Source organism: Streptococcus halitosis (assembly GCF_023147855.1).
GTDB classification, from domain to species: domain Bacteria; phylum Bacillota; class Bacilli; order Lactobacillales; family Streptococcaceae; genus Streptococcus; species Streptococcus halitosis_B.
Window position 1 is genome coordinate 637,693 of the sequence record NZ_JAHXOP010000001.1, and the last position, 22,060, is coordinate 659,752.

21 protein-coding genes and 2 riboswitches are annotated in these 22,060 nt (G+C 41.8%); of the genes, 1 reads left to right on the forward strand and 20 read right to left on the reverse strand.

The features are described 5' to 3' along the window. Nucleotides 1-234: 234 nt before the first annotated feature. From KZX55_RS03170 to KZX55_RS03180, 3 genes are read right to left on the reverse strand one after another with little or no spacing between them, the layout of a single operon-like run. The gene (locus KZX55_RS03170) at nt 235-2,457 is read right to left on the reverse strand and encodes a heavy metal translocating P-type ATPase (RefSeq protein WP_248024075.1); all 2,223 of its coding nucleotides are present in this window, start codon (nt 2,455-2,457) and stop codon (nt 235-237) included. A gap of 9 nt (nt 2,458-2,466) precedes the next feature. Further along, entirely contained in the window at nt 2,467-2,838 is a 372-nt protein-coding gene (locus KZX55_RS03175; protein WP_248024079.1) for a cupredoxin domain-containing protein, read from the reverse strand. Nucleotides 2,839-2,848: 10 nt separating this feature from the next. Then, nucleotides 2,849-3,244 carry a CopY/TcrY family copper transport repressor gene (locus tag KZX55_RS03180; RefSeq protein WP_248024095.1) on the reverse strand — a complete coding sequence of 132 codons (396 nt, stop codon included), beginning with the start codon at nt 3,242-3,244 and terminating at the stop codon, nt 2,849-2,851. 182 nt (nt 3,245-3,426) lie between these two features. Next, nucleotides 3,427-3,525, forward strand: a riboswitch (TPP riboswitch). Nucleotides 3,526-3,609: 84 nt separating this feature from the next. Here KZX55_RS03180 and thiD point away from each other — a divergent pair. After that, the gene (gene thiD / locus KZX55_RS03185) at nt 3,610-4,401 is read left to right on the forward strand and encodes a bifunctional hydroxymethylpyrimidine kinase/phosphomethylpyrimidine kinase (RefSeq protein ID WP_248024121.1); all 792 of its coding nucleotides are present in this window, start codon (nt 3,610-3,612) and stop codon (nt 4,399-4,401) included. A gap of 47 nt (nt 4,402-4,448) precedes the next feature. Here thiD and thiE read toward each other — a convergent pair whose 3' ends face one another. The 17 genes from thiE to typA form a co-directional block, all read right to left on the reverse strand. Then, entirely contained in the window at nt 4,449-5,081 is a 633-nt protein-coding gene (gene thiE / locus KZX55_RS03190) for a thiamine phosphate synthase (protein ID WP_248024148.1), read from the reverse strand. Continuing rightward, the gene (locus KZX55_RS03195) at nt 5,074-5,877 is read right to left on the reverse strand and encodes a hydroxyethylthiazole kinase (RefSeq protein ID WP_248024161.1); all 804 of its coding nucleotides are present in this window, start codon (nt 5,875-5,877) and stop codon (nt 5,074-5,076) included. Before KZX55_RS03195 ends, thiE begins: the two co-directional genes overlap by 8 nt. After that, a complete protein-coding gene (gene thiW / locus KZX55_RS03200; RefSeq protein WP_101800166.1) occupies nt 5,877-6,401 on the reverse strand; it encodes an energy coupling factor transporter S component ThiW in 525 nt (174 codons plus the stop codon). The genes KZX55_RS03195 and thiW overlap by 1 nt, the downstream gene beginning before the upstream one ends. Nucleotides 6,402-6,404: 3 nt before the next feature. Next, entirely contained in the window at nt 6,405-7,097 is a 693-nt protein-coding gene (gene tenA / locus KZX55_RS03205) for a thiaminase II (RefSeq protein ID WP_248024177.1), read from the reverse strand. A 10-nt stretch (nt 7,098-7,107) separates the two neighbouring features. Next, nucleotides 7,108-7,758: an energy-coupling factor transporter transmembrane component T gene (locus tag KZX55_RS03210; RefSeq protein ID WP_248024180.1), complete on the reverse strand. Its 651-nt coding sequence runs from the start codon at nt 7,756-7,758 to the stop codon at nt 7,108-7,110. Nucleotide 7,759: 1 nt separating this feature from the next. Then, nucleotides 7,760-9,145, reverse strand: a complete 1,386-nt coding sequence (locus KZX55_RS03215) for an ATP-binding cassette domain-containing protein (RefSeq protein ID WP_248024183.1) — start codon at nt 9,143-9,145, stop codon at nt 7,760-7,762. Then, the gene (locus tag KZX55_RS03220) at nt 9,146-9,706 is read right to left on the reverse strand and encodes an ECF transporter S component (protein ID WP_248024186.1); all 561 of its coding nucleotides are present in this window, start codon (nt 9,704-9,706) and stop codon (nt 9,146-9,148) included. It lies immediately after the preceding gene. A 158-nt stretch (nt 9,707-9,864) separates the two neighbouring features. Continuing rightward, nucleotides 9,865-9,953, reverse strand: a riboswitch (TPP riboswitch). A gap of 148 nt (nt 9,954-10,101) precedes the next feature. After that, complete coding sequence (gene lctO / locus KZX55_RS03225; protein WP_000120743.1) at nt 10,102-11,238, reverse strand: L-lactate oxidase; 1,137 nt, start codon at nt 11,236-11,238, stop codon at nt 10,102-10,104. A gap of 243 nt (nt 11,239-11,481) precedes the next feature. Then, nucleotides 11,482-12,114: an orotate phosphoribosyltransferase gene (gene pyrE / locus KZX55_RS03230; protein ID WP_248024211.1), complete on the reverse strand. Its 633-nt coding sequence runs from the start codon at nt 12,112-12,114 to the stop codon at nt 11,482-11,484. Nucleotides 12,115-12,152: 38 nt separating this feature from the next. After that, a complete protein-coding gene (pyrF, locus tag KZX55_RS03235) occupies nt 12,153-12,848 on the reverse strand; it encodes an orotidine-5'-phosphate decarboxylase (RefSeq protein WP_248024223.1) in 696 nt (231 codons plus the stop codon). Between the two features lie 245 nt (nt 12,849-13,093). Next, nucleotides 13,094-14,242, reverse strand: a complete 1,149-nt coding sequence (locus tag KZX55_RS03240; RefSeq protein WP_248024224.1) for a cell division protein FtsQ/DivIB — start codon at nt 14,240-14,242, stop codon at nt 13,094-13,096. 9 nt (nt 14,243-14,251) lie between these two features. Beyond that, complete coding sequence (locus KZX55_RS03245) at nt 14,252-15,310, reverse strand: UDP-N-acetylglucosamine--N-acetylmuramyl-(pentapeptide) pyrophosphoryl-undecaprenol N-acetylglucosamine transferase (protein WP_248024238.1); 1,059 nt, start codon at nt 15,308-15,310, stop codon at nt 14,252-14,254. 1 nt (nt 15,311) lies between these two features. Continuing rightward, nucleotides 15,312-16,664 (reverse strand): UDP-N-acetylmuramoyl-L-alanine--D-glutamate ligase, encoded by a 1,353-nt coding sequence (gene murD / locus KZX55_RS03250; protein ID WP_248024266.1) that lies wholly within the window; start codon nt 16,662-16,664, stop codon nt 15,312-15,314. A gap of 102 nt (nt 16,665-16,766) precedes the next feature. Then, nucleotides 16,767-17,408, reverse strand: coding sequence for an ABC transporter ATP-binding protein (locus tag KZX55_RS03255; protein WP_000571283.1), 642 nt, complete (start codon nt 17,406-17,408; stop codon nt 16,767-16,769). Nucleotide 17,409: 1 nt separating this feature from the next. Next, entirely contained in the window at nt 17,410-19,431 is a 2,022-nt protein-coding gene (locus KZX55_RS03260; protein WP_007520406.1) for a bacteriocin-associated integral membrane family protein, read from the reverse strand. 431 nt (nt 19,432-19,862) lie between these two features. Next, the gene (locus KZX55_RS03265) at nt 19,863-20,117 is read right to left on the reverse strand and encodes a DUF3165 family protein (RefSeq protein WP_000262659.1); all 255 of its coding nucleotides are present in this window, start codon (nt 20,115-20,117) and stop codon (nt 19,863-19,865) included. A gap of 20 nt (nt 20,118-20,137) precedes the next feature. Continuing rightward, nucleotides 20,138-21,979 (reverse strand): translational GTPase TypA, encoded by a 1,842-nt coding sequence (gene typA, locus KZX55_RS03270; protein WP_000164116.1) that lies wholly within the window; start codon nt 21,977-21,979, stop codon nt 20,138-20,140. Between the last annotated feature and the right edge of the window lie 81 nt (nt 21,980-22,060).

Below are 22,060 nucleotides of genomic sequence, written 5' to 3' on the forward strand. Positions count from 1 at the left end.
TTTACCACATTTGTTTTGGGTCTCCTAAGAATGTGCTCAGAAGTTTTCATTCTCTATTACAGTACAGTTTGAAAACGTTTTATATAACTGTTTTATAATAATACTCAATGAAAATCAAAGAGCAAACTAGGAAGTTAGTCGCAGGTTGCTCAAAACACTGTTTTGAGGTTGCAGATAGAGCTGACGTGGTTTGAAGAGATTTTCGAAGAGTATAAAAAGCGAGCAAGCTCGCTTTTAGTCTATTCTACTAAAGTTTAGCATGAGTGAACTGGTTAAAACAGATACAGAACTAAAGGCCATGGCTAGACCTGCCAGTTCTGGATTGAGAACGAGACCAATTCCTGAAAAGACTCCTGCCGCAATCGGAATTCCGATGACATTGTAGATAAAGGCCCAGAAGAGGTTGAGAAGAATTCGATTGAAGGTTTTCTTGCTCATATCAAAAGCACGAACAACTCCTGTCAAATCATTGTGAGTAAGAACAATCCCTGCTGACTCAATAGCAATATCGGTTCCTGCGCCCATGGCAATCCCGACATCTGCTACACTGAGAGCTGGCGCATCATTGATACCATCTCCGATAAAGGCTACTTTACCAGACTGTTGTAGTTGATGGATTTCATGCGCTTTTTCTTCTGGCAAGACACCAGCAATAACCTCCTCGATGCCGATTTGATCCGCAATGGCACGCGCGACACCTGCATTATCTCCTGTCAGCATAACTGTTCGGAGGCCACGTTTTTTCAGCTGACTGATGGCGAGCTTGGCATTTTCTTTGGGAATATCTTGCAAAGCAAGCAAGCCTTTGATTTCATTGTCAACAGCCAAGTAGACAACTGTCTTAGCTTCTTTTTCCAATTCTTCAAGTTTTTCCTGATAAGCACTCGAAATATCCATTCCATCTAGCATTTTAGCATTTCCAAGCAAGACTTGTTTCCCATTGATTTGCCCTGAAACACCTTTTCCATGCAAGGCTTGGAAATTTTCCACAGTATGAAGCTCAAGTCCTGCTTCAGTCGCTCGCTTGACAATAGCTTGAGCCAATGGGTGTTGAGAGGCTTCTTCTAAAGAGGCAGCTAAGCCGAGCACTTCTGTCTCGTCGCCAATGATATTAGTGACAACTGGTTTTCCTTCCGTCAAAGTTCCTGTTTTATCAAAGACGAGAGTTTGGACTTTCTGGATTTCCTGTAAGACGGTTCCATTCTTGAGGAGAACCCCCATCTTGGCACTCCGTCCTGTCCCTACCATGAGAGCTGTTGGTGTTGCAAGACCAAGGGCACAAGGGCAAGCGATAATCAACACTGCCACCCCATAAAGCAGAGAGGTTACAAAGCTAGCCTCAAGCAAGACAAACCAAATCCAAAAAGTTAAAATCGCTAAAATGACAACTGCTGGGACAAAAATCCCTGAAATCTTATCCGTCAAATCCTGAATTGGTGCTCGGCTGGTCTGAGCTTTCTTCACAAAGTCCACAATCTGTGCCAAGACAGTCTCTGAACCAACTTTTTCCGCCCTAAAAATAAGAGTGCCACTGTTATTTATAGTGGATCCAATCACAGTATCTCCAACTGTTTTGTCCACTGGCAGGCTCTCACCTGTCACCATGGATTCGTCAATACTGGATACACCTTCGACTACAACACCATCAACCGCAATCTTTTCTCCAGGACGCACCCGAATCAGGTCTCCTACCTTGACTTGTTCCAAAGGAACTTGTACATAGCTATTCTCACGCAAGACTTCTGCTGTTTTAGCTTGCAAATCAAGTAATTTCTCCACAGCTTGGGAAGTATTTTTTCGCATTTTTTCCTCAAAAACGGCTCCCAAAAGAACGAAGAAGAGGATAAATCCAGCACTTTCAAAATAGACAGGAAGACCAGCAAAGAGGGCAACTAGACTATAGAGATAGGCCACTAGAGTTCCCAGTGCCACCAAGGTATCCATGTTGGCATTGTGCTTTTTAAAGCTGGCCCAAGCGCTCTGAATATAAGGACCTCCTGCCACTAGCATGATAGGTGTTGTGGCTAAAAAGGTACCCCAATGCATAACTGGATGACTGATAGTCCCTGTCAACATCCCAAGCATGAGGAAAACAAGCGGCACAGTAAAGATACTAGTAATCCAAAAACGTTGCAAAAGTGACAAAGATTTTCGCGTCTTCTCAACTACGGTATAGCTTCCCTTTTGCATCTTCATGCCACATGAGAATTCATGCTCACCCAGCTCTTGAGGAGTAAAACGAATTGTCTTCTCCTCGTCCACACCGATTGGTTCTAGAATACCTTCTGCTTCAAAAAGAATTTCCTTGTAACAGTTTGAAGGAGTGGCACGATGAAAGGTAATCTCAGCCGGAATCCCTTTTTGAAGCTGAATATGGGCTGGATGATATCCTTTTTCAGCTGTGATACGGATTTTTTGAATGCCATTTTCTAGGCTTGCTTTCACAATTTCAGTCATAGTCTCCTCCTACTCTACAATCATCTTACCGTGCATCATGTTCATACCACAAGCAAAGCCAAACTCCCCAGCCTGCTCAGGTGTGATTTCCACTACATACTCTTCACCCATAGGAAGATCCGCATGCACACCAAAGTCTGGAAAAACAATCTGATCCAAACAAGGTGAAGGGTCCTTGCGGTCAAAGACAATACGGGCTGGCACTGATTTCTTGAGAATAATCAACTCAGGCGTATAGCCCCCCATGACTTCCACTCGAATCTCTTGGTAGTCCTTTTTTTGCTGGGCCTTTTGTCCAGATTTTTCAGGCTTTTTGAAAAACCAAAACAAGATAAACGCGATAAGGGTAATACAAATAATGGTTACAATACTATTTAACATGGCGTCTCCTTTACATACAATTACATTTTACTTCAGCAACTGCGCTAGCTTTTTTCTCAGAAATCACAGCTTCCAAGTATTCCAAGTCAGCCTGAGTGAAATCACATTCCACAATCAAATCAGCCAACAAGTTCTTCATCCTACGAGAACAAACCTTGTCTTTGATATCTTGGACAAGCAAGTTTCGACTTTGATCCAGAGTTAAAAGGGCTGAATAAACAAAGGACTTGCCCTCTTTTTTCCGAGTTAAACACTCTTTCTCAACCAGACGAGCCAAAAGGGTTTGAACTGTAGACTTGGACCAGTCAAACCGCTCTGCCAGAACCCTGATCAAATCCGTGCTGGTCTGTTCTCCCTGCATCCAAACAATCTTCATAACCTGCCATTCTGCATCTGAAATCTGCATTAGCATCCCTCCGAATCTACATTTGTCAATTATAAATCTAAGTATACTCTCAAAATCTACATTTGTCAATTATAAATCTTCTTATTTCTTCGAAAAATAGAATTTTAAGTATATAAGGAGAGATTTGCAGTCAAATTTTACTATATAAACTATAAAAATATGCTATACTGAAGAAAAAAGAAAACAACCACTAGGGGTGCGTAAAGCTGAGATTAACGACTGTTAGATCCCTTTGACTCAATCTAGGTAATGCTAGCTGATGGAAGTGGAAATGATAATGAGGACTAGCTGGTCTTCTATTGCCTTCCTGAAACAGACTAGCTTGTTCTTAAGAATACAAACTTCAGTTGGTTGGGAGGTTTTAGATGACTTATTTACCCGTTGCTCTAACCATTGCTGGAACTGACCCTAGTGGCGGTGCTGGCATTATGGCTGACTTAAAGTCGTTCCAAGCTAGAGATGTTTATGGAATGGCCGTTGTGACCAGCCTTGTCGCTCAAAATACCAGAGGCGTTCAATTAATCGAGCACGTCTCCAACCAAATGTTGGAAGCTCAATTGGAGAGTGTCTTTTCGGATATCAAGCCCCAGGCTGTAAAAACTGGTATGTTGGCAACTACTGAAATCATGGAGATTATCCAACCCTATCTTAAAAAACTGGACTGCCCCTACGTGCTGGACCCTGTTATGGTCGCAACAAGCGGTGATACCCTGATAGATACTAGTGCGAGAAGCTACCTAAAAACAAACCTGCTTCCCCTTGCGACTATTATTACACCCAATCTTCCTGAGGCAGAAGAAATTGTTGGTTTCTCAATTCATAATTCAGAAGACATGCAACGTGCCGGTCGCCTGATTTTAAAAGAATTTGGTCCTCAGTCTGTGGTAATCAAAGGTGGTCATCTCGAAGGCGGTGCCAAGGATTTCCTCTTTACCAAGGAGGAGCAATTTGTCTGGGAAAGTCCTAGAATTCAAACCTGTCACACCCATGGTACTGGATGTACTTTTGCTGCAGTGATTACGGCTGAACTAGCCAAGGGGAAGACCCTTTATCAGGCAGTCGATAAGGCCAAGGCCTTTATCACAAAAGCCATCCAAGACGCCCCTCAACTCGGTCATGGTTCTGGTCCAGTCAACCATACAAGCTTTAAAGATTAAGAAAAAACTCTCTAGTTCCCACTATAAGGGAATTAGAGAGTTTTTGATTAGGAAATAATGTCATCTAGCTTTGTTAAAAAAGCTTGCGTTTTTGCTTCTATATCTTCTGCCTGCATCAGATCCCTGACGACTGCTACACCAGCTATGCCAGTACCCGTAAGTTGGTCAATGTTCTCTGACGTCAAGCCTCCAATAGCAACTACTGGAATGGCGACCGTTTGGCAAATTGTTTTCAAGGTTGAAATCAGGGTGATGGGTGCATTTTCTTTGGTCGTAGTCGGGAAAATGGCTCCTGTTCCCAAGTAATCCGCACCCGATGTTTCTGCTTCGAGGGCTCTTTTAACTGTTTTAGCAGTGACACCGAGGATTTTTTCAGGACCCAAGACTTTGCGGGCAACCGAAACTGGTAGTTCATCGTCGCCTATATGCAACCCAGCAGCATCGACTGCTAGACAGATATCCAATCGATCATCGATGATCAAGGGCACCTGGTAGGCATCTGTTATTTCCTTGACTTGTTTTGCCAGTTGATAGTATTGATTGGTGGTGAGATTTTTTTCTCGTAGTTGGACTATGGTAACACCTGAACGGCAGGCCGTCTCGACTTTTTCAAGAAAGCTTTCCAAGGAATCTTGGTAGCGATTGGTTACTAGATACAGTTTAAGTAATTCTCTATTCATAAAATTCTCCTTTGATGGCTTCTAGCCAGTTTTCGTCTCTTTTTAGGAGAGAGAGTTGATTTAGAACTTGGTAACGAAAATTTTCCAATCCTATTCCTTTAACAACGATTCTCTCAGCAGAGATATTGAGATAAGAGATCGCTAGGCAAGAAGCTTCAAAGGCGGTCTTTCCTTGGCTGAGAAAAACGGCTGTCAAGGCTCCAACCAAGTCTCCTGTCCCTGTTATCCAGTCCAATTCTGCACAGCCATTTCCCAATATTGCAACCTGATTCTCCGAAACGATGAGGTCCTTGGGGCCAGTGACTAAGAATGACATACCAGGATAGGTCTGACACCAGTCTTTCAAGACTTGAAGCAAATCCTCCGTTTCTTGGTCTTTAGCACTCGCATCAACCCCAATCCCATGGTGCTTTAAACCTACAAGACTTCGTATTTCTGACATATTTCCTTTAAGGACCGTGGGCTTGTATTCTAAAAGATCTTTGACTAGGTCCTTACGATTGGATGAAGCTGCTACGCCAACCGCATCTACTACCATTGGGAGAGAAGCTTGGTTTGCATAAGTAGCTGTCAGACGGATTGCCTTCTCCTTCTCAGCTGACAAATGCCCCAAATTGAGAAAGAGAGCCTGGCTTTGTTTGGTAAAATCAAGAACCTCACGAGGGTCATCTGCCATGACTGGTTTGCATCCCAGAGCCAAAATACCATTGGCCAGCATCTCGCAGGAAATCTCATTGGTGATGCAGTGAATCAAGGAGCTGGAGGTTAGAGGAAAGGGATTTGTAAATTCCTGCATCAGTCTATCCTTTCACCAAAGAAATATCCTTGCACTTTTTTAAAGAATTCCTGCTTGATTAAAAATCGAAAGGCGAGAAAAGCTATTGCTGTACCAATCAAGGTCGCTCCAAAAAAACGCGGAGTATAGATAAACCAGCTGAGCTTTGCCGCAGATCCCGTAAAGAGAACCATGACAGGATAGGAAACAATAGAACCGATAATCCCTGTTCCCAAGATTTCTCCTAGGGCAGAATAATGAAATTTTCGACCGTACTTATAAAAGAGACCTGCAAGGAGGGCTCCAAAAGTAGCTCCTGTGAGGGCCAAGGGCGGAATACCTTGAGTAGACATACGGATAAAGGCTGTGACTGTAGCCATGACCAAGGCATAAACAGGTCCCATCATGATTCCTGCAAGAATGTTGACTACACTGGACATTGGTGCCATTCCTTCAATTCGAAAGATGGGTGTAAGAACTACGTCAAGGGCGATCATCATGGATAAAATGGTTAATTTGTGAACTTGAAGTTGGTGGTTTCTCATTTTCTATTTCTTCTCTTTTTCTAAGGACTGCAAATCACTCGTCCATGTTTGGTGTTGGTAAGCCATCTCCCAAAACTTGGCTTCCATGTGGACACTTCTGTGGAAGGCCTCTAGCATTTTTTGTTTGTCCGTCTCGTCGCTTTCTCGATAGAGCTGATTGACCAGCGCTTCTTCCTCTTTAATCTGCTGTTCTAACTCATCGGTGATATAGGTTTCAATCCACTGTTGATAAAGAGGATTCGGGGATGGTTTGCGATTAAGTGCCTTGCCCAAATCATGGTATAACCACGGACATGGGAGCAAACTAGCAAAAGCAATGCCCAAGTTTGTCTCTGCAAACTGTCGATAAATATGAGAAATGTAATGATAACAGGTTGGAGCGATTGGGTGTTGCTCCATTTCCTGGTCGCTGATTCCTAATTCCTTGAAAAACTGTTGGCGGATAAATAATTCACCCTCCACTAGACTCTGAGCATTTTGTTTCAAAAGTCTTTTCATCTCCTCGTTTGAAGTCTTATCAGCCAAGAGGTGATAAGCTTCTGAAAAAGACTTCAGATAGTAGGCATCCTGAATAAGGTAATAGCGGAAAATAGAAGGTTCTAACGTTCCCTCTTGTAACTGTAAAACAAAGGGATGGTTAAAGGAAGCCTGCCAAGCTTCCCTGGATAATTCCATCGCAATATCTGTAAATTCCATAATAACTCCTTTATAAAAACAGACTGGTTTGAAGCAATAAAAAGAAAAGTAGATAGATCAATTTTGTCCTCTGAGAAATATAAAAAGTTCGATAGCGATTCTCCAAATGAGCATGTTCGTCATATCCATGTGCAGACAGAGCTCTCAGGTAAAGATGGCGCCATCTAAAGACCGTCATCAGAACCTTGCTATAAATCAAGGGCGACCAAACATGCAATTTTTGACCACGCAATAAGCATGCTTCCTTGAGGGACTTGATTTCTTGCTGAATAAGGGGAAAGGAATTGAATACCACAATCAAGGCATAGGCCCAAGACCGTGATAACCCCTTTTGAGCCAAATACAAGAAAAGCTCTTTTAAGGAAATACTGGAAACAAAAACAAGGCCGATACAAACCGTCACAAAGGCCCTCGTTCCAAGTATCACTGCCTGAGAAGTATCCCCATGTAACTGAATTGCCCAGTAGTTGGCGATGGATGGCAAAATGGCGAGCAAGAGCATCCAAGCCAACATTTTAAATCGACGGTGATAGAGCAAAAAGAGTATGCAAAATGCGGCTACCGAAAGATTCAGAGCAATCGAAGGAATGAAGGATGTTTCCAAGGATAAAATTAGAAAGAAGAGGCTGATAACTGGTGTCTTGGTTGCTACTTTGATCATACTACCTCACCTCCCCTATAGTATCATTGTTCAGAGATGTGAGAGGTTTGCTGATCGTCACGTCTTGAAGGTGGCTGAGACCCTCACTAGTCATATCGATCCAATAATCGACCACAGAAATCAAGGGATCTAAACGATGGCTAATGATCAAAAAACTTCTTCCCTGATTTCTGTCCTCCAACATCCACTGACAAAAATAATGGCAAGCTCTATCATCCAAACCAGCAAATGGCTCATCTAGCAAGATTACAGAAGCCTTGCTGGTCAAGATGGTCAAAAGCTGAAGAATCTTTTGTTGGCCACCACTTAATTGATAGGGACTCTTATCAAGAGCCTGCTCCAAATTAAAAAATTGTAATGCTTGGAGAATCCGCTGATTTCTTTCCGAGTCTGGACTATCTAATTGCAGTTCCTCTCGCAGACTGACTCGGATAAACTGCTTCTCAGCTTCCTGAACAACACCCGTTAGGTCACGGTACAAACTCTTTTTCTTTTTCAGGACTGTCCCCTTCCAGCTAATGCGCCCCTTATACTTTTGAAATTGAAGAATAGATCGAAAGAGGGTTGATTTCCCGACACCATTGTCACCCAGGATACAGGAAATTCCTTGGTAAAACGTGAAATTAGCAATCGAAAAGAGGGGACGATTACCCAGCTCACAAGTCACACGATCCATATGGAATAGTTCTAGGCTAGAGGCAACTTCCTTTGAAGCAACCTGTGTCATCTCAGAGGTAGGGATTTGAAACACTTCCCTCAGTTGCCCGTCTCTTAGCTCCACCATATGGTCAATGTAGGCTCCATAGTCTGATAAATCATGGTCACACAGGATGACTGTCTTCCCATTAGAGGCCAATTCCTTTAGAATCTCTAGGATCTCTATCCTACTTTTGCGGTCAATAGAAGCAAAGGGCTCATCCAAGAGATAGACCCTAGGATTCATGGCAAATAGAACAGCCAGCGCAGCCTTTTGCTTTTCCCCACCTGATAAGTGATGGATGGGACGGTGCAAGATTGCCTCGCAACGACATTGCTGGACCACCTCTGCTATTTTAGCATCAATATCTTGAAGGGGATGCCCGATATTCTCCAATGTAAAAACCAGTTCCTCAAACAAGTTCTCCATGGTGAATTGATGATTGGGATTTTGAAAGAGAATACCAACCGTCTGGACACGTTCAACGATAGAAAGCTGACTGACCTGGTTTCCATCTATCAGGACTTGACCACTATAAGGTAAGGAAGTGACCTGGGCAATGATTTGAAAAAGGCTGGATTTTCCTGAACCACTGCTCCCAACTAACAAGGTAAAAGCTTGCGCATGAAAAGTAAAATCAATCGGTTCCGAAAAGATTGGTGACTGAATCCCCCGTAGTTCCAGCCCCATCTACGCCTTGCCTCCGGCCGCAAACTGATGATAGAGTTTGACAATGGCACGAACCAAGATGGTACAGAAGAAAAAGACGGAAATAAAACGCACCACAAGCAAGGAAAGGACAAAAGGAAGAGAAAAGGCATAGTAACCTAATTTAATGTATTCATAGACAAAGCTAACAAGCGTAATCCCAATACTATTGGCAGTTAGAGAGAGCCAACTTTCATAGCGATTCTTGGTTACGAGAAAACCAAATTCACTTCCCAAGCCTTGAACCAAGCCAGACAAAAGAGCGCCTAGACCGAATTGGCTACCATAAAGGACTTCAGCAAGCGCAGCGAGCACTTCTCCAATCGTTGCACTTCCGATTCTTGGAACAAAGATAGCCGCAATGGGCGCAGCCATACACCAGAGACCAAAGAGGATTTCATTGGCAAAGGCCTGCAAACCAAGAGGGGCCAAGATTAGGGTGAGGATATCAAATAGATAGCCCGAACCCACAAAAACGCCACCAAAAAAGATAGACAAGAAAGCAAGCAAGATAACATCTTTTAACTGCCATTTTTTCAACATAAAAAACTCCTTTTTTAAAGAAAAGTGGGGCATTCAAGGAGAGCTACCGAAAGGCTTGCCGTCAAGCCTATCATCTTTTGATAAACAAAAAAACTCCAATTACAAACGAGAATTAGAGTTTACCTTACAAGATTAGACAGTTCTTTTCGACATACGAAAAAAACCTTTTCACATTTCCCTTCGCCAGTATTAACTGTATCAGGTTCAATGGGTATCATCTCAGCCTAAAGCACCCCAAATGTCTTTATTATTTAATTACTGGACCAGTATAACAGAATTTGAAAGCCCTAGCAAGATATTTGACTGGAAAATATATTTATATAGTTTCTAATAACGATTTATTCTTTCTATACACAAAGAAAAACCTCCACATCAGGTGGAGGCCTTCTACTTTATCAATACAATTTCAAATCACGAGGGTCAACTGGGAAGGTTGGGTTGTATGGGTTATGACGGAGCTTGAAGTGTTTGACATCTTCAATGGTCTGAGTTCCAGATAACTGCATGACTGTCTTCAATTCTGCATTTAAGTGCTCGAAGACTTGACGCACACCAACACTACCACCAAGAGCCAAACCATAGATCACAGGGCGACCAATAGCTACCAAGTCTGCTCCTGAAGCCAAGGCTTTAAAGACGTGTTGACCGCGACGAACACCAGAGTCAAAGACAATTGGCACACGTTTATCAACTGCTTCAGCCACTTCTTGAAGTGAGTCAAAGGATGCTGGTCCACCATCGATTTGGCGGCCACCGTGGTTGGTTACCCAGATACCTGAAGCTCCCGCAGCAAGCGAACGTTCAACGTCCTCACGGCATTGTGGTCCCTTGACATAGACGGGAAGTCCTGAGTATGTAGCGATAAATTCGACATCGCGTGGAGACAAGCGTTGTTTAGCTGACTTGTAAACAAAGTCCATTGATTTTCCAGCACCTTCTGGCAGGTATTCCTCAACAATCGGCATGCCAACTGGGAAGACAAAACCATTGCGCTTATCGACCTCACGATTGCCCCCTACAGTTGCATCCGCCGTCAAGACAATCGCTTTGTAGCCTTCAGCCTTCACACGGTCCATGATGTGGCGGTTAATCCCGTCATCCTTACTAAAGTAAAATTGGAACCAATGAGGTGTCCCTTGAAGAGCTTCCGTAATTTCTGGAAGGTCAACGGTAGAGTAAGAGCTGGTTGTATAAAGAGAACCAAATTCATGCACACCACGCGCAGTAGCTACTTCCCCCTGCTCATTTGCCAATTTATGAGCCGCAACAGGCGCCATAATAATTGGTGAAGATAATTTTTCACCTGCAAATTCAATCTCTGTACTTGGATTTTCAACATCACAAAGCGTATGAGGAACAATAAGTTTGTGGTTAAAGGCACGGATGTTCTCGCGTAAAGTGAAAGTATCCTCTGCTCCACTAGCGATATAACCAAAGGCAGCTTTAGGAATGACTTGTTGCGCCATTGGCTCCAAATCATAAGTGTTAATAAAATCTACAGGTCCTTCTGCATTGCTTGTTTTATATGACATAAAGTGTCCTCCTTATTAAGTAAGCGTTTACTTTTTCTTACATAAACTATCTTACCTCTTTTTCAGATTCCTTTCAAAAAATTTGTCTGGAAATTTCAAACTGATTATCTGAATGTGCCCCAAAAAAGAGAGGACTCTCATTCTATCATTATCCTATATTCTTCTTTACCTTTAGGAACCTTTGTTTTATTGCCCGCATATAAAAAATCAGGTAATCCTAGTGACTACCTGATTTTCTATGTTTTAAACGTTTTGCCAATTTTCTTGGTCTTCTTTAAAGCGTTTTAGGAGAGCGAGTCCTTCTGGTGTGATGTAACCTTCTTCTTGGGCTAGGTGGATCAGTTCACTGTAGTTAGAAAGCGTCACAAGTTTGACACCAGCATCCGCAAAATTCTTATCAGCTTTTGGCAATTGATAACTGAAAATCGCTACGACACCAAGCACATCAGCTCCTTCGCGTTTAGCTGCTGCTACGGCTTCAAGAACAGACCCACCCGTTGAAATGAGGTCTTCAACAACAACCATCTTTTGACCTTGTGCTACGCGACCTTCGATTTGGTTACCAGCTCCGTGGTCTTTTGGTTTGCTGCGGATGTAGGCAAAAGGCAAGTTCATCTTGTCAGCGATAATAGCTCCGTGTGGAATTCCTGCTGTCGCAGTTCCTGCAATCACTTCCACCTCTGGAAAGGCTTCTTTGATAGCATCTACAAAACCATTTTCAATTAGAGTACGAGTTTCTGGATAGGCTAGTGTCACACGGTTGTCAGTATAAATCGGCGATTTGATACCAGATGCCCAAGTGAAAGGCTCCTCTGGTTTAAGGTAAACGGCTTGGATTTTCAAGAGGTGGCTAGCGATATCTTTAGCAAGTGTCATAGTATTCTCCTTTGTTTTTATAATCTATTTCTTTAATTTCAGTCTTGGTTCCATTCATTCTTGATAGCATGATAAGCTACAACAGGATCCTCAGCTTGGGTAATAGGACGTCCCACTACGATATAGTCACTACCGATTTGATAGGCGTCCGCTGGCGTCATGACACGTTTTTGGTCTCCTACCGCAGCTCCCGCTGGACGAATTCCCGGTGTCAAACAGATAAAATCTTTGCTTGTTGCTTCTTTGATAAGCTTGACTTCCTGAGCTGAGCAAACGACACCGTCCAAGCCCGCTTCAGCTGTCTTCTTGGCATAGTGAATGACCGATTCTTGAAGACTGGTTTGGATATTTTGAAAGTCTCTCATTTGTTCTTCAGAAGTTGAAGTCAATTGAGTGACAGCAATCAATTTTGCTTCTTTTCCAAGACCTTCACGCGCAGCCTTCATCATCTCTACACCCCCAGCAGCATGAACATTGGTCATGTCTACACCAAGCTGAGATAAGACCTTCATAGCAGATTTGACTGTATTTGGAATGTCATGTAGCTTAAGGTCCAAAAAGACACTATGCCCCAGTGACTTCAAATAACGGACAACTTCTGGACCTTCCGCATAATAAAGCTCCATCCCTACTTTTAGATAAAGACTTTCTTCTACTGGGAAAAGAGATAAAAATTCCTTGACTGCCTCAAAACTAGGAAAATCAAGAGCAATAACTGGACGATGTTCACGCATACCTTTCTCCTTTTACCTTTGCAAGCAAGAGAGTATGGTCAAAAACAAACCACGAAAAAAGGAACCTGCCAACAGCAAGGTTCCACGAAAAATGGGTAGAGTCCACCCTTTCACCGTCTAACCTTAGCTGCCTCTCTGGACTGCTTTAAAGGTTTTTTTCTATTCTATTATTTATACTAGGACTTGTCAAGCAAAAACTCGAAACTGGACTTTTATACCATTCAAAATCAAGAGGAAAAGTTAGTCTATCGACTCTGTGATTGCTGGCTCGTTTGGCTTTGATTTCCCTGTTCTTCTTGTTTTTTCTTTTCTTCTTCCTGTTTTTTCTTCTCGGCTTCCTTGGCCTCTTGCTTGGCTTTTTCTTCTGCTTCTTCTATCAGCTTATCCGCTATAGTATAGCTGTATACTCCAGCTTCCATATCGACTACACTCGGTTCTGACAATTGTGGCTTGATTTTGCTGTAATAAGGCAATTTCTTGCTCAATTCTGACAAGGGAACCAAAACCTCATCTGTGTCCAGCATAGTAATTTTTAAAAGATCTGCTGTTGCCTTGCTTGGCGCTAATTCGATTTTCTGGATTTGACTCTTGATATCCTCACTGATGGTAGACAATCCCGTTATCAGTTCTTTCACCTGCTGCTCATCGTTAAAGGTAACTGTCAGATAAGTCTCAGGCAAGTTTAAGCGTTCAACAGGAGTTGACTCTACTGTACCACTAGACAGAATAGGATAATGTTCTTCACCAGACACATAATAACCAACAATATCAAATTCCTTAACCTCAATCGTAAAGTTAGTCGGAAATTGATAGTTAATCTTCGCCGACTCTATCCAATGGTTGGACTTGATTCGCTCAGCGTATCTTTCCTTATCCAACAATAGAGCTAAAGTATAGTCGCTATCTTGAATCCCAGAAGCCTGTTTGATGTCATCCGCCTGCGTGTTACTATTTCCCTTAACCTCGATATTTTTGATGGTCGAAAGTGGAGTCAACAGATAGACTGAAAGAAGGAGGACCAGGACACTGGGTACCAAGATACTCACAGCTCGCCAAATATGAACAGGTGCAATTTTAGGCTTGGCAGGTTTCTCTGGTTTTTCTTTTTTCTTCTTTTCTTCTTTGACTTTAGGATCATCCTTTTTAGATTTTTCTTCTTTTTCGGATGATTCTTCGTCTGGAACAGTTTCGTTCTGGTCGGAATCACTCGATGACTTCTTACTTTCCTCTAACGACTTAGAGTTTTTCCCCATTCGAGCTTGTTTTTCCTTTTCCTTCTCCTCAGCTAGGGCAGCTTCTTCCTCAGCCTTTTTTTTCAGGTATTCCTGGTTTCGTTTCTGCCATTCAGACAATTCTTTCTTAGGGTTTGATTCTTTGTTCTTATCCTTTGACATTGATATTCCTTATGCTAGGTCTTTTCTTAATAGATCGTAAAAATCCGCAAGAGATTTCAATTCAGTTGATGCCTTCATGCTAGCTTGGTACTGATCCTTGTGACTAAGCAAGTGACTGAGTTTCTCCTCCAAGCTTTCCAAAGTCAAGTCACTTTCTTGAAGTTCTTCTGCATAACCCTTTTTAACAAAGTACGCTGCATTTTCAATCTGGTCTCCTCGACTTGCTTCACGACCCAATGGTACGATGAGATGGAGTTTCGCCATGGCCAAGAGCTCAAAAATCGTATTGGCACCACCACGGGTCACCACCACATCTGCCATCTCCATTAAAGGTTGATAGAGATCTGTCACATAATCAACACGAAAGAGATTTTGACTCAACTCATTGAGGCTTGAATCTCCAGTGAGATTGATAATATTGTAGCGCTCTGTCAGTTCTTGCTTATGATCCGTCACCAATTGGTTAAATACACGAGCTCCTGCAGAACCACCAACAAACAATACCGTTGGCAATTTAGGATCAAAGTGAGTTTGGATATCCACCAATTCATCGGGTTCTGAAGTTTTTTGGTTTGAAACCTTGGTCACTGCTCCCACATGCTCGACTTTTGCGAGACCAGCAGCCTGCTCAAATGTCGAATACATCTTGGTCGCAAATTTGTAGGCGATTTTATTGGCCAAGCCCATAGAAAGGTCAGATTCATGAATAAAGACAGGCACTCCTGACACTCGCGCTGCGATAACCGGCGGTACAGAGACAAATCCTCCCTTAGAAAAAAGAGCCTTTGGACGCAGTCGTAACATGATAAAGAGCGATTGGACAATTCCCCAACCAACTTTAAACACATCCAGCATATTTTGCCAAGAGAAATAGCGACGCAACTTCCCAGTCGCAATGGAATGGAAGGTCACATTCAAGCCTGACTTGAGAATTTCTTGGTGTTCGATTCCGTGTTTATCACCAATATAGTGAACTTCCCAGCCGTCTTCGATGAACTTAGGCATTAACAAAAGGTTGAGGGTGACATGTCCAACCGTCCCCCCGCCTGTAAAGACAATTTTTTTCATATTATTCCTTTAACTCCGCTACTGTGTCGATAAAGAGGTCTCCACGTACTTCAAAGTTAGCATACATATCCCAGCTAGCATTTGCAGGACTGAGAAGGACTACATCTCCTTCTGTCGCAAGCTCATAGGCCTTGCGGGTCGCATCAGCAATATCTGTCGCATCTACATAAGTCACACCAGCCTTCTCTGCCGCCCGTTTGACACGTTCTGCAGACTGACCGAGGATGACCATCTTCTTGAGTCCAGTAATATCTGGCACCAATTCATCAAACTCATTGCCACGGTCCAAACCACCTGCAATCAAAATGACCTTACTATTGTCAAATCCTGACAAGGCTTTTTGAGTTGCTAAGATATTGGTTGACTTGCTATCGTTATAGAATTTGACACCCTGAATTTCATCCACAAATTGGAGACGGTGTTTAACACCACCAAAGGATGAAAGAGTTTCCTTAATCGTTTGGTTGTCTACACCTCGGAGCTTGGCTACAGCAATAGTCGCAAGGGCATTCTCCACATTGTGGCTACCTGGAACACCGATTTCACTAGCTTCCATGACCACTTCCCCACGGAAGCAGAGTTGACCATCTTCCAGATAAGCCCCATCAACCTTTTCCTTTGTTGAAAATGGTACAACAGTGGCTTGTGTTTTGGTAGCCAATTCTTTTGCCAAGTCTTGGTTAAAGTTCAAAACAAGAAAATCAGCTGCTGTCATATTATTTTGGATATTCCACTTAGCTGCCACATAGGCCTCAAAAGAACCATGGTAGTCGATATGAGTGGGCATGAGGTTGGTAATAACCGCAATCTCAGGATGAAATTCTTGGACACCCATCAGTTGGAAAGAAGAAAGTTCCATGACAAGCGTGTCTTTATCTGTTGCAGTTTGAGCCACTTGACTGGCAGGATAGCCGATGTTCCCTGACAAGAGACCATGTTGGCCAGCAGCAGTTAAAACTTCCCCAATCATCGTCGTTGTGGTTGTTTTCCCATTTGAACCAGTGATACCGATAATTGGCGCTTCTGAGATCAAGTAAGCCAACTCCACCTCAGTCAAGACTGAAATTCCCTTTGCCAATGCCTTTTCAATCATGGGATTGCTATACGGGATACCTGGATTTTTCACCATCAGAGCGAAATCTTCATCCAACAATTCCAAAGGATGCCCACCAGTGACAACCTTGATTCCCTCTTCTAGCAAACTTTGCGCAGCAGGATTTTCCTCAAAAGGCTTGCCGTCATTTACTGTCACAATGGCACCTAGCTTGTCCAACAAACGGGCTGCAGACTCACCAGACTTAGCCAAACCTAAAACAAGTACTTTCTTATTTTTAAATTGATCGATTACTTTCATGTCTCAAACTCCATTTCTACTCCTACTATTTTACCATTTTTATGGAAATAAAAAAGCCACAAAGTGTATTTGTGACTCTTTCTTCTAACTTAATATCTTTTATCATCTATGTGATAAATCGGTAACTCGAATAACTTGGTCCACTTGTTCCCAAATCAGAGGATTGTGGGTCGCAATAATAATAGTTCGGTTCGGATTTTTTAAAGATTCTAGGATAGAAAGTAATTCCTCAGAGTTTTTGGGGTCTAAGGAAGCGGTTGGTTCATCTGCGAGGATCAAAGGTGGATCCTTTAAAATTATCTTCGCTAGTGCAACACGTTGTGCTTCTCCTCCTGATAATTCAAAGATAGGTTGCTTTAAATCTAAATAAGAGAGGTTGACACGGTTTAGAGCTTGTTTCATCAAAGAGATTTTCTCTTTTTCTTTCAACTTTTTACCAACTAAACCCAGATTGAGATTCTCTTTGACAGTTTGACTTTCAATTAAGCCAAAATCTTGAAATAAGTATCCTAAGTAATCTCTAAAGAAAACAGAAGGCTTGATGTCCTTAAGAGAAGTGCCATCATAGATGATTTGCCCTTTGTCATATGGCTCTAATCGTCCAATCATATTCAAGAGTGTTGTCTTACCACAGCCACTTGTACCGATTAAGGCATAAATTTTCCCACCTTCAAAATGAAGATTAGTATCTGAAAATAGCTGACGGCTTCCAAATTTTTTAGATATATTCTTTAGTTCAATCATCCTATTTTCCTTTCATAATGGTCATAGAAACACGAGATTCTTTCTGCGCTTGACGGTAAAGCGTCAGAACTGCACTAACTAGAAAGACTAATAAAGTGAGCAAGCCAATTACCCAGTCTCTGCTGCGTAAAATAAAGAGACTAGCACCAAATACAAAACTGGCAAATTGACTAACCATATACTGAGCATGCGTTTCAAAAAATCGTAAACCTGAAATTCGTTTAATCAAGATATCTCGACGGAATTGCTCGAAATATAGAAGATTGACAGAATAAAAGAGTAACAAGGAACTGGCTATCCCCACAATAGCTCCTAAGATTAAAGTTGCTGTTTCAGTTTGCACTTCATTATAACGAGTTAGATAAACACTTCTTCCTTCTTTAAGATAGGATACTTGCTCATAAATTCCAGCTTCCTTCAAGAGAGCTAGTCCACTCTCATATCCTTTGATAAAGAGTCGATTTCCAGCATTAATAGACCAAACAGATTTTGAAATGAAACTATCACCTGTAGATGTAGGAGTGAACACAACTAAAATCGGATCGGTTAAGTACTGGACGGATACTGGACTTTCACCGTTATTATAAACAAACCGCTTTTCTCCTGTTGGAAGATAGCTAACAATCGCTCTCATTTCATACTCTAAAGGAGCGTCTTGGTCCTCGCTTGATTTTCCGTAGTAGTTCAAACTTTCTTCAAAAACTTTCTTAAGTTCTGCTTCCTGTGAACGAAGAGATTCTGGTAATAAGAGTCCAAATTCCCCTTTTTGAAGATGAGCTAGTTTCTGTCTAGTCTCATTATTGACAGACACATTTTCCTTGTCCAAATAACTTGGACTGACATAGAGAACATTAGCATCTGGACTATAGGTATCCAGTGTTTCCCCTTTTTCATTTTTTCCTTGAGGATTTGCAAAATGAATGAGATTATCTTTTACAAATAGAGCCTGTTCTTCTTCGATTGCTTCCTTGGCAAAGGCATACCACTTGCTCTGATTTTCTGTATCTTTTACTCTATCACCTAAGCCAAAAGAAATCTGGTAATAGTCTGCTCTATCCTTCCATGCTTGTTTTGAAATTTCAAGTTCTTTCAATCGTTGGTAAGACGTCAAACCTGTCTTAACAGCGTAGCCTACTGTAAAAACAGCTACTAACTGACACAATAGGGTTAAAGTCATCAAGCGTTTAAGGGGTAATCTTCCCTTAATAACAGGAACTAATGCTTTGTAACTCAAACTCATTAGATAAAGAAGCATTAGTAAAATTGAAATCGCCAATAAAAACAACAGATAGAAACTAATCCCAAAACCATAGGTAGCTAACAAGATAGGATAAAACAAACCTTGACTAAAAAGAACGACTCCCCCACCTAGGAAGGAAAGGAGGGCTGATAGAAGGAGCCATTTGATATCAGTAGATAAAGAATGCCCCATGATGGATAAGAGAGTCTGACCAGAAAAGAGTTTTATACCTGCTGCTCTCATTTCCTTAATCCGAGTAATAATCACCAGAGCAAAGAAAGATAAGCCAAATATCGCTAAACTAATTAAAATAAGGGGAATTAGTAACATTCTAAAAGCAAGAGTATAGGGCGGTGTCTTTCGGTCAGGAATTGCTTTATAACCCAAATCTCCTAATTTATCGGCTAGCTTTTCTTTCGTCAAGGAGCCTGATAAAATGAGATAACTATTTAGTGGATCACTACGTTCACGACTTTCTTGGCTAGCTTCTTGGAATTCTTTTGGTAATGTTCCCTTACCATAAGTTGCATAAGTAAAGTGAGTCGTCCCATCCTTACTCGGCTCTACGATTCTTCTAGCTATTAAACTCTGTTCTGAGTTTACAAACTTCTCCAATTCCTGTTCAAATACCTCACGCGTCGGTTCCTGAGTATCTTTTTTGACACGAAGCAAAGAAACGGAATCATAGCTTGCATATAAATATTGTGGCGCACGTAGGACAATAATCCAAGCAAGGAAGAAGCTGAGAAAAAAAGTTGATAATAATATGAATAGTTTCTTCATAGTAGACTCCTTGTGGTGAAAATTGATTTCAGGAGGTAAGATTTCAGAGTATGAAATCGGTTTCTATTATCGCAAATTTATCACCATTATGATAAATTGTCAATAGATTTTAGCAAAATATAATTATATTTTTTTGGACTAACTTTTTAAACTTCTATAACAATATAGAGCTCTTAAAATGTGGAAAAAAACTCACTTGAACAAAATATTTTTAGGTTTATTCCTTTTTGCAAGAAACGGAATCTTAGACTTTCCGTTGTGATAAAAATGCCTGAAAACAATAGATTTCAGGCATTCGGAAACTTTGAGACTATAGGCTCAAAGTTTAGGTATGGAATTTCGAAGAAAGTCGCTACCGTCCGTAATCACCTAAGGAAAGTCTTAAAAATCTTATTTTAAATCGAAAAAGAGAGCCGCAGCTCTCTTTCTATTTATCTTCTTTTACCCTTTTTTACAGGCATGAGTGTAATATCTCTCAAGCTAAAGTAGGCAAGGGCAAGCATGGCGATTGTGACAAAGAATTCTGTCGGTAATTGGAAGATTTGCAAGATGGACAACATCAGCAAAATCAAGAGTGCAACAACTACAAAGACCAAGATAACGATGTTGACTGTTCCTTTGATACTTTGGGGTGTCGCAAATACATAGAGTAGTAATAAGAGTATCCCTATGATTAAATAGACCATCTTTATCTCTTTCCTAGCTGTTACTCAGCTGATTTTTTCTTTTTGTTGGCTTTCTCACGCTCTGCCTTGTTGAGGATTTGCTTACGCAAACGGATAGACTCAGGTGTTACTTCCATGTACTCATCGTCATTCAAGAACTCAAGAGACTCTTCAAGGGTTAAGATACGAGGTGTCTTGATAACCGCTGTTTGGTCCTTAGTAGCTGAACGGACGTTGGTCATTTGTTTAGCCTTGGTGATGTTAACTGTCAAGTCGTTTTCACGAGAGTTTTCACCGATAATCATTCCTTCGTAAACCTCAGTACCTGGGTTGACAAAGATTGTACCACGTTCTTCGATAGACATGATTGAGTAAGTTGTAGCCTTACCAGCATCGATGGAAACAAGGGCACCACGGTGACGTCCCCCAATTTCCCCTGGGATCAATGGCAAGTATTGGTCGAAGGTATGGTTCATGATACCGTAACCACGAGTCATTGACAAGAACTCAGTTGAGTATCCAATCAAACCACGCGCTGGAACAAGGAAGACCAAACGAGTTTGACCATTACCAGTTGAAATCATATCCAACATTTCACCCTTACGTTCAGAAAGGCTTTGAATAACAGATCCTTGGTATTCTTCTGGAGTATCGATTTGAACACGTTCAAATGGTTCACATTTAACACCGTCAATCTCTTTTACGATAACTTCTGGGCGAGATACTTGAAGCTCATAACCCTCACGACGCATGGTTTCGATCAAGATTGACAAGTGCAATTCTCCACGACCTGAAACAGTCCATTTATCTGGTGAATCCGTTGGATCAACACGAAGGGAAACGTCTGTTTGCAATTCTGCCTGCAAGCGTTCTTCCACCTTACGAGAAGTCACCCATTTTCCTTCACGACCTGCAAATGGTGAGTTGTTGACCAAGAAGGTCATTTGAAGGGTTGGCTCATCGATGTGTAGGATTGGAAGAGGTTCAATGGCGTCTGTCGGAGTAATAGTTTCACCAACAAAGATATCTTCCATACCGGATACGGCAATCAAATCACCCGCTTTGGCTTCTTGGATTTCACGACGTTCCAAACCAAAGAAACCAAAGAGTTTTGTGACACGGAAGTTCTTCGTTGTACCATCTAGTTTAGAAAGGGTAACTTGGTCTCCAACTTTCACACTACCACGGAAGACACGACCGATACCGATACGACCTACGAAGTCATTGTAGTCCAAAAGTGACACTTGGAACTGCAAAGGCTCATCTGAGTTGTCTACTGGAGCTGGGATATGATCGATAATGGTGTCAAAGATTGGCGCCATTGTTTTTTCTTGATCAGCTGGATCATCTGACAAGGAAGATGTTCCGTTAATCGCTGAAGCATAAACAACTGGGAAATCAAGCTGGTCATCATCTGCACCAAGCTCGATGAAGAGTTCCAAGACTTCGTCCACTACTTCTGCTGGACGAGCTGAAGGTTTGTCGATTTTGTTGACAACCACGATTGGAACAAGGTCTTGTTCCAAGGCTTTTTTCAATACGAAACGAGTCTGTGGCATGGTTCCTTCGTAGGCATCTACGACCAAGACAACACCGTCAACCATTTTCATGATACGCTCAACTTCTCCACCGAAGTCCGCGTGTCCTGGTGTGTCCATGATATTGATACGAGTTCCATTGTAAGCAACGGCTGTATTCTTAGCAAGGATGGTAATTCCACGCTCTTTTTCGATATCGTTTGAGTCCATAGCACGCTCTGCCAATTCAGTACGTGCATCAAGAGTTTCAGATTGTTTCAATAATTCGTCAACGAGGGTTGTTTTACCGTGGTCAACGTGGGCGATAATCGCAATGTTACGGATATCTTCTCTTAATTTTGTCATGATTTCCTCTAATATTTTAAATTTTTATTTCTAACTGAACAATTATACCACAGTCTCATTCAAAAATCACAGTTCAGCTAA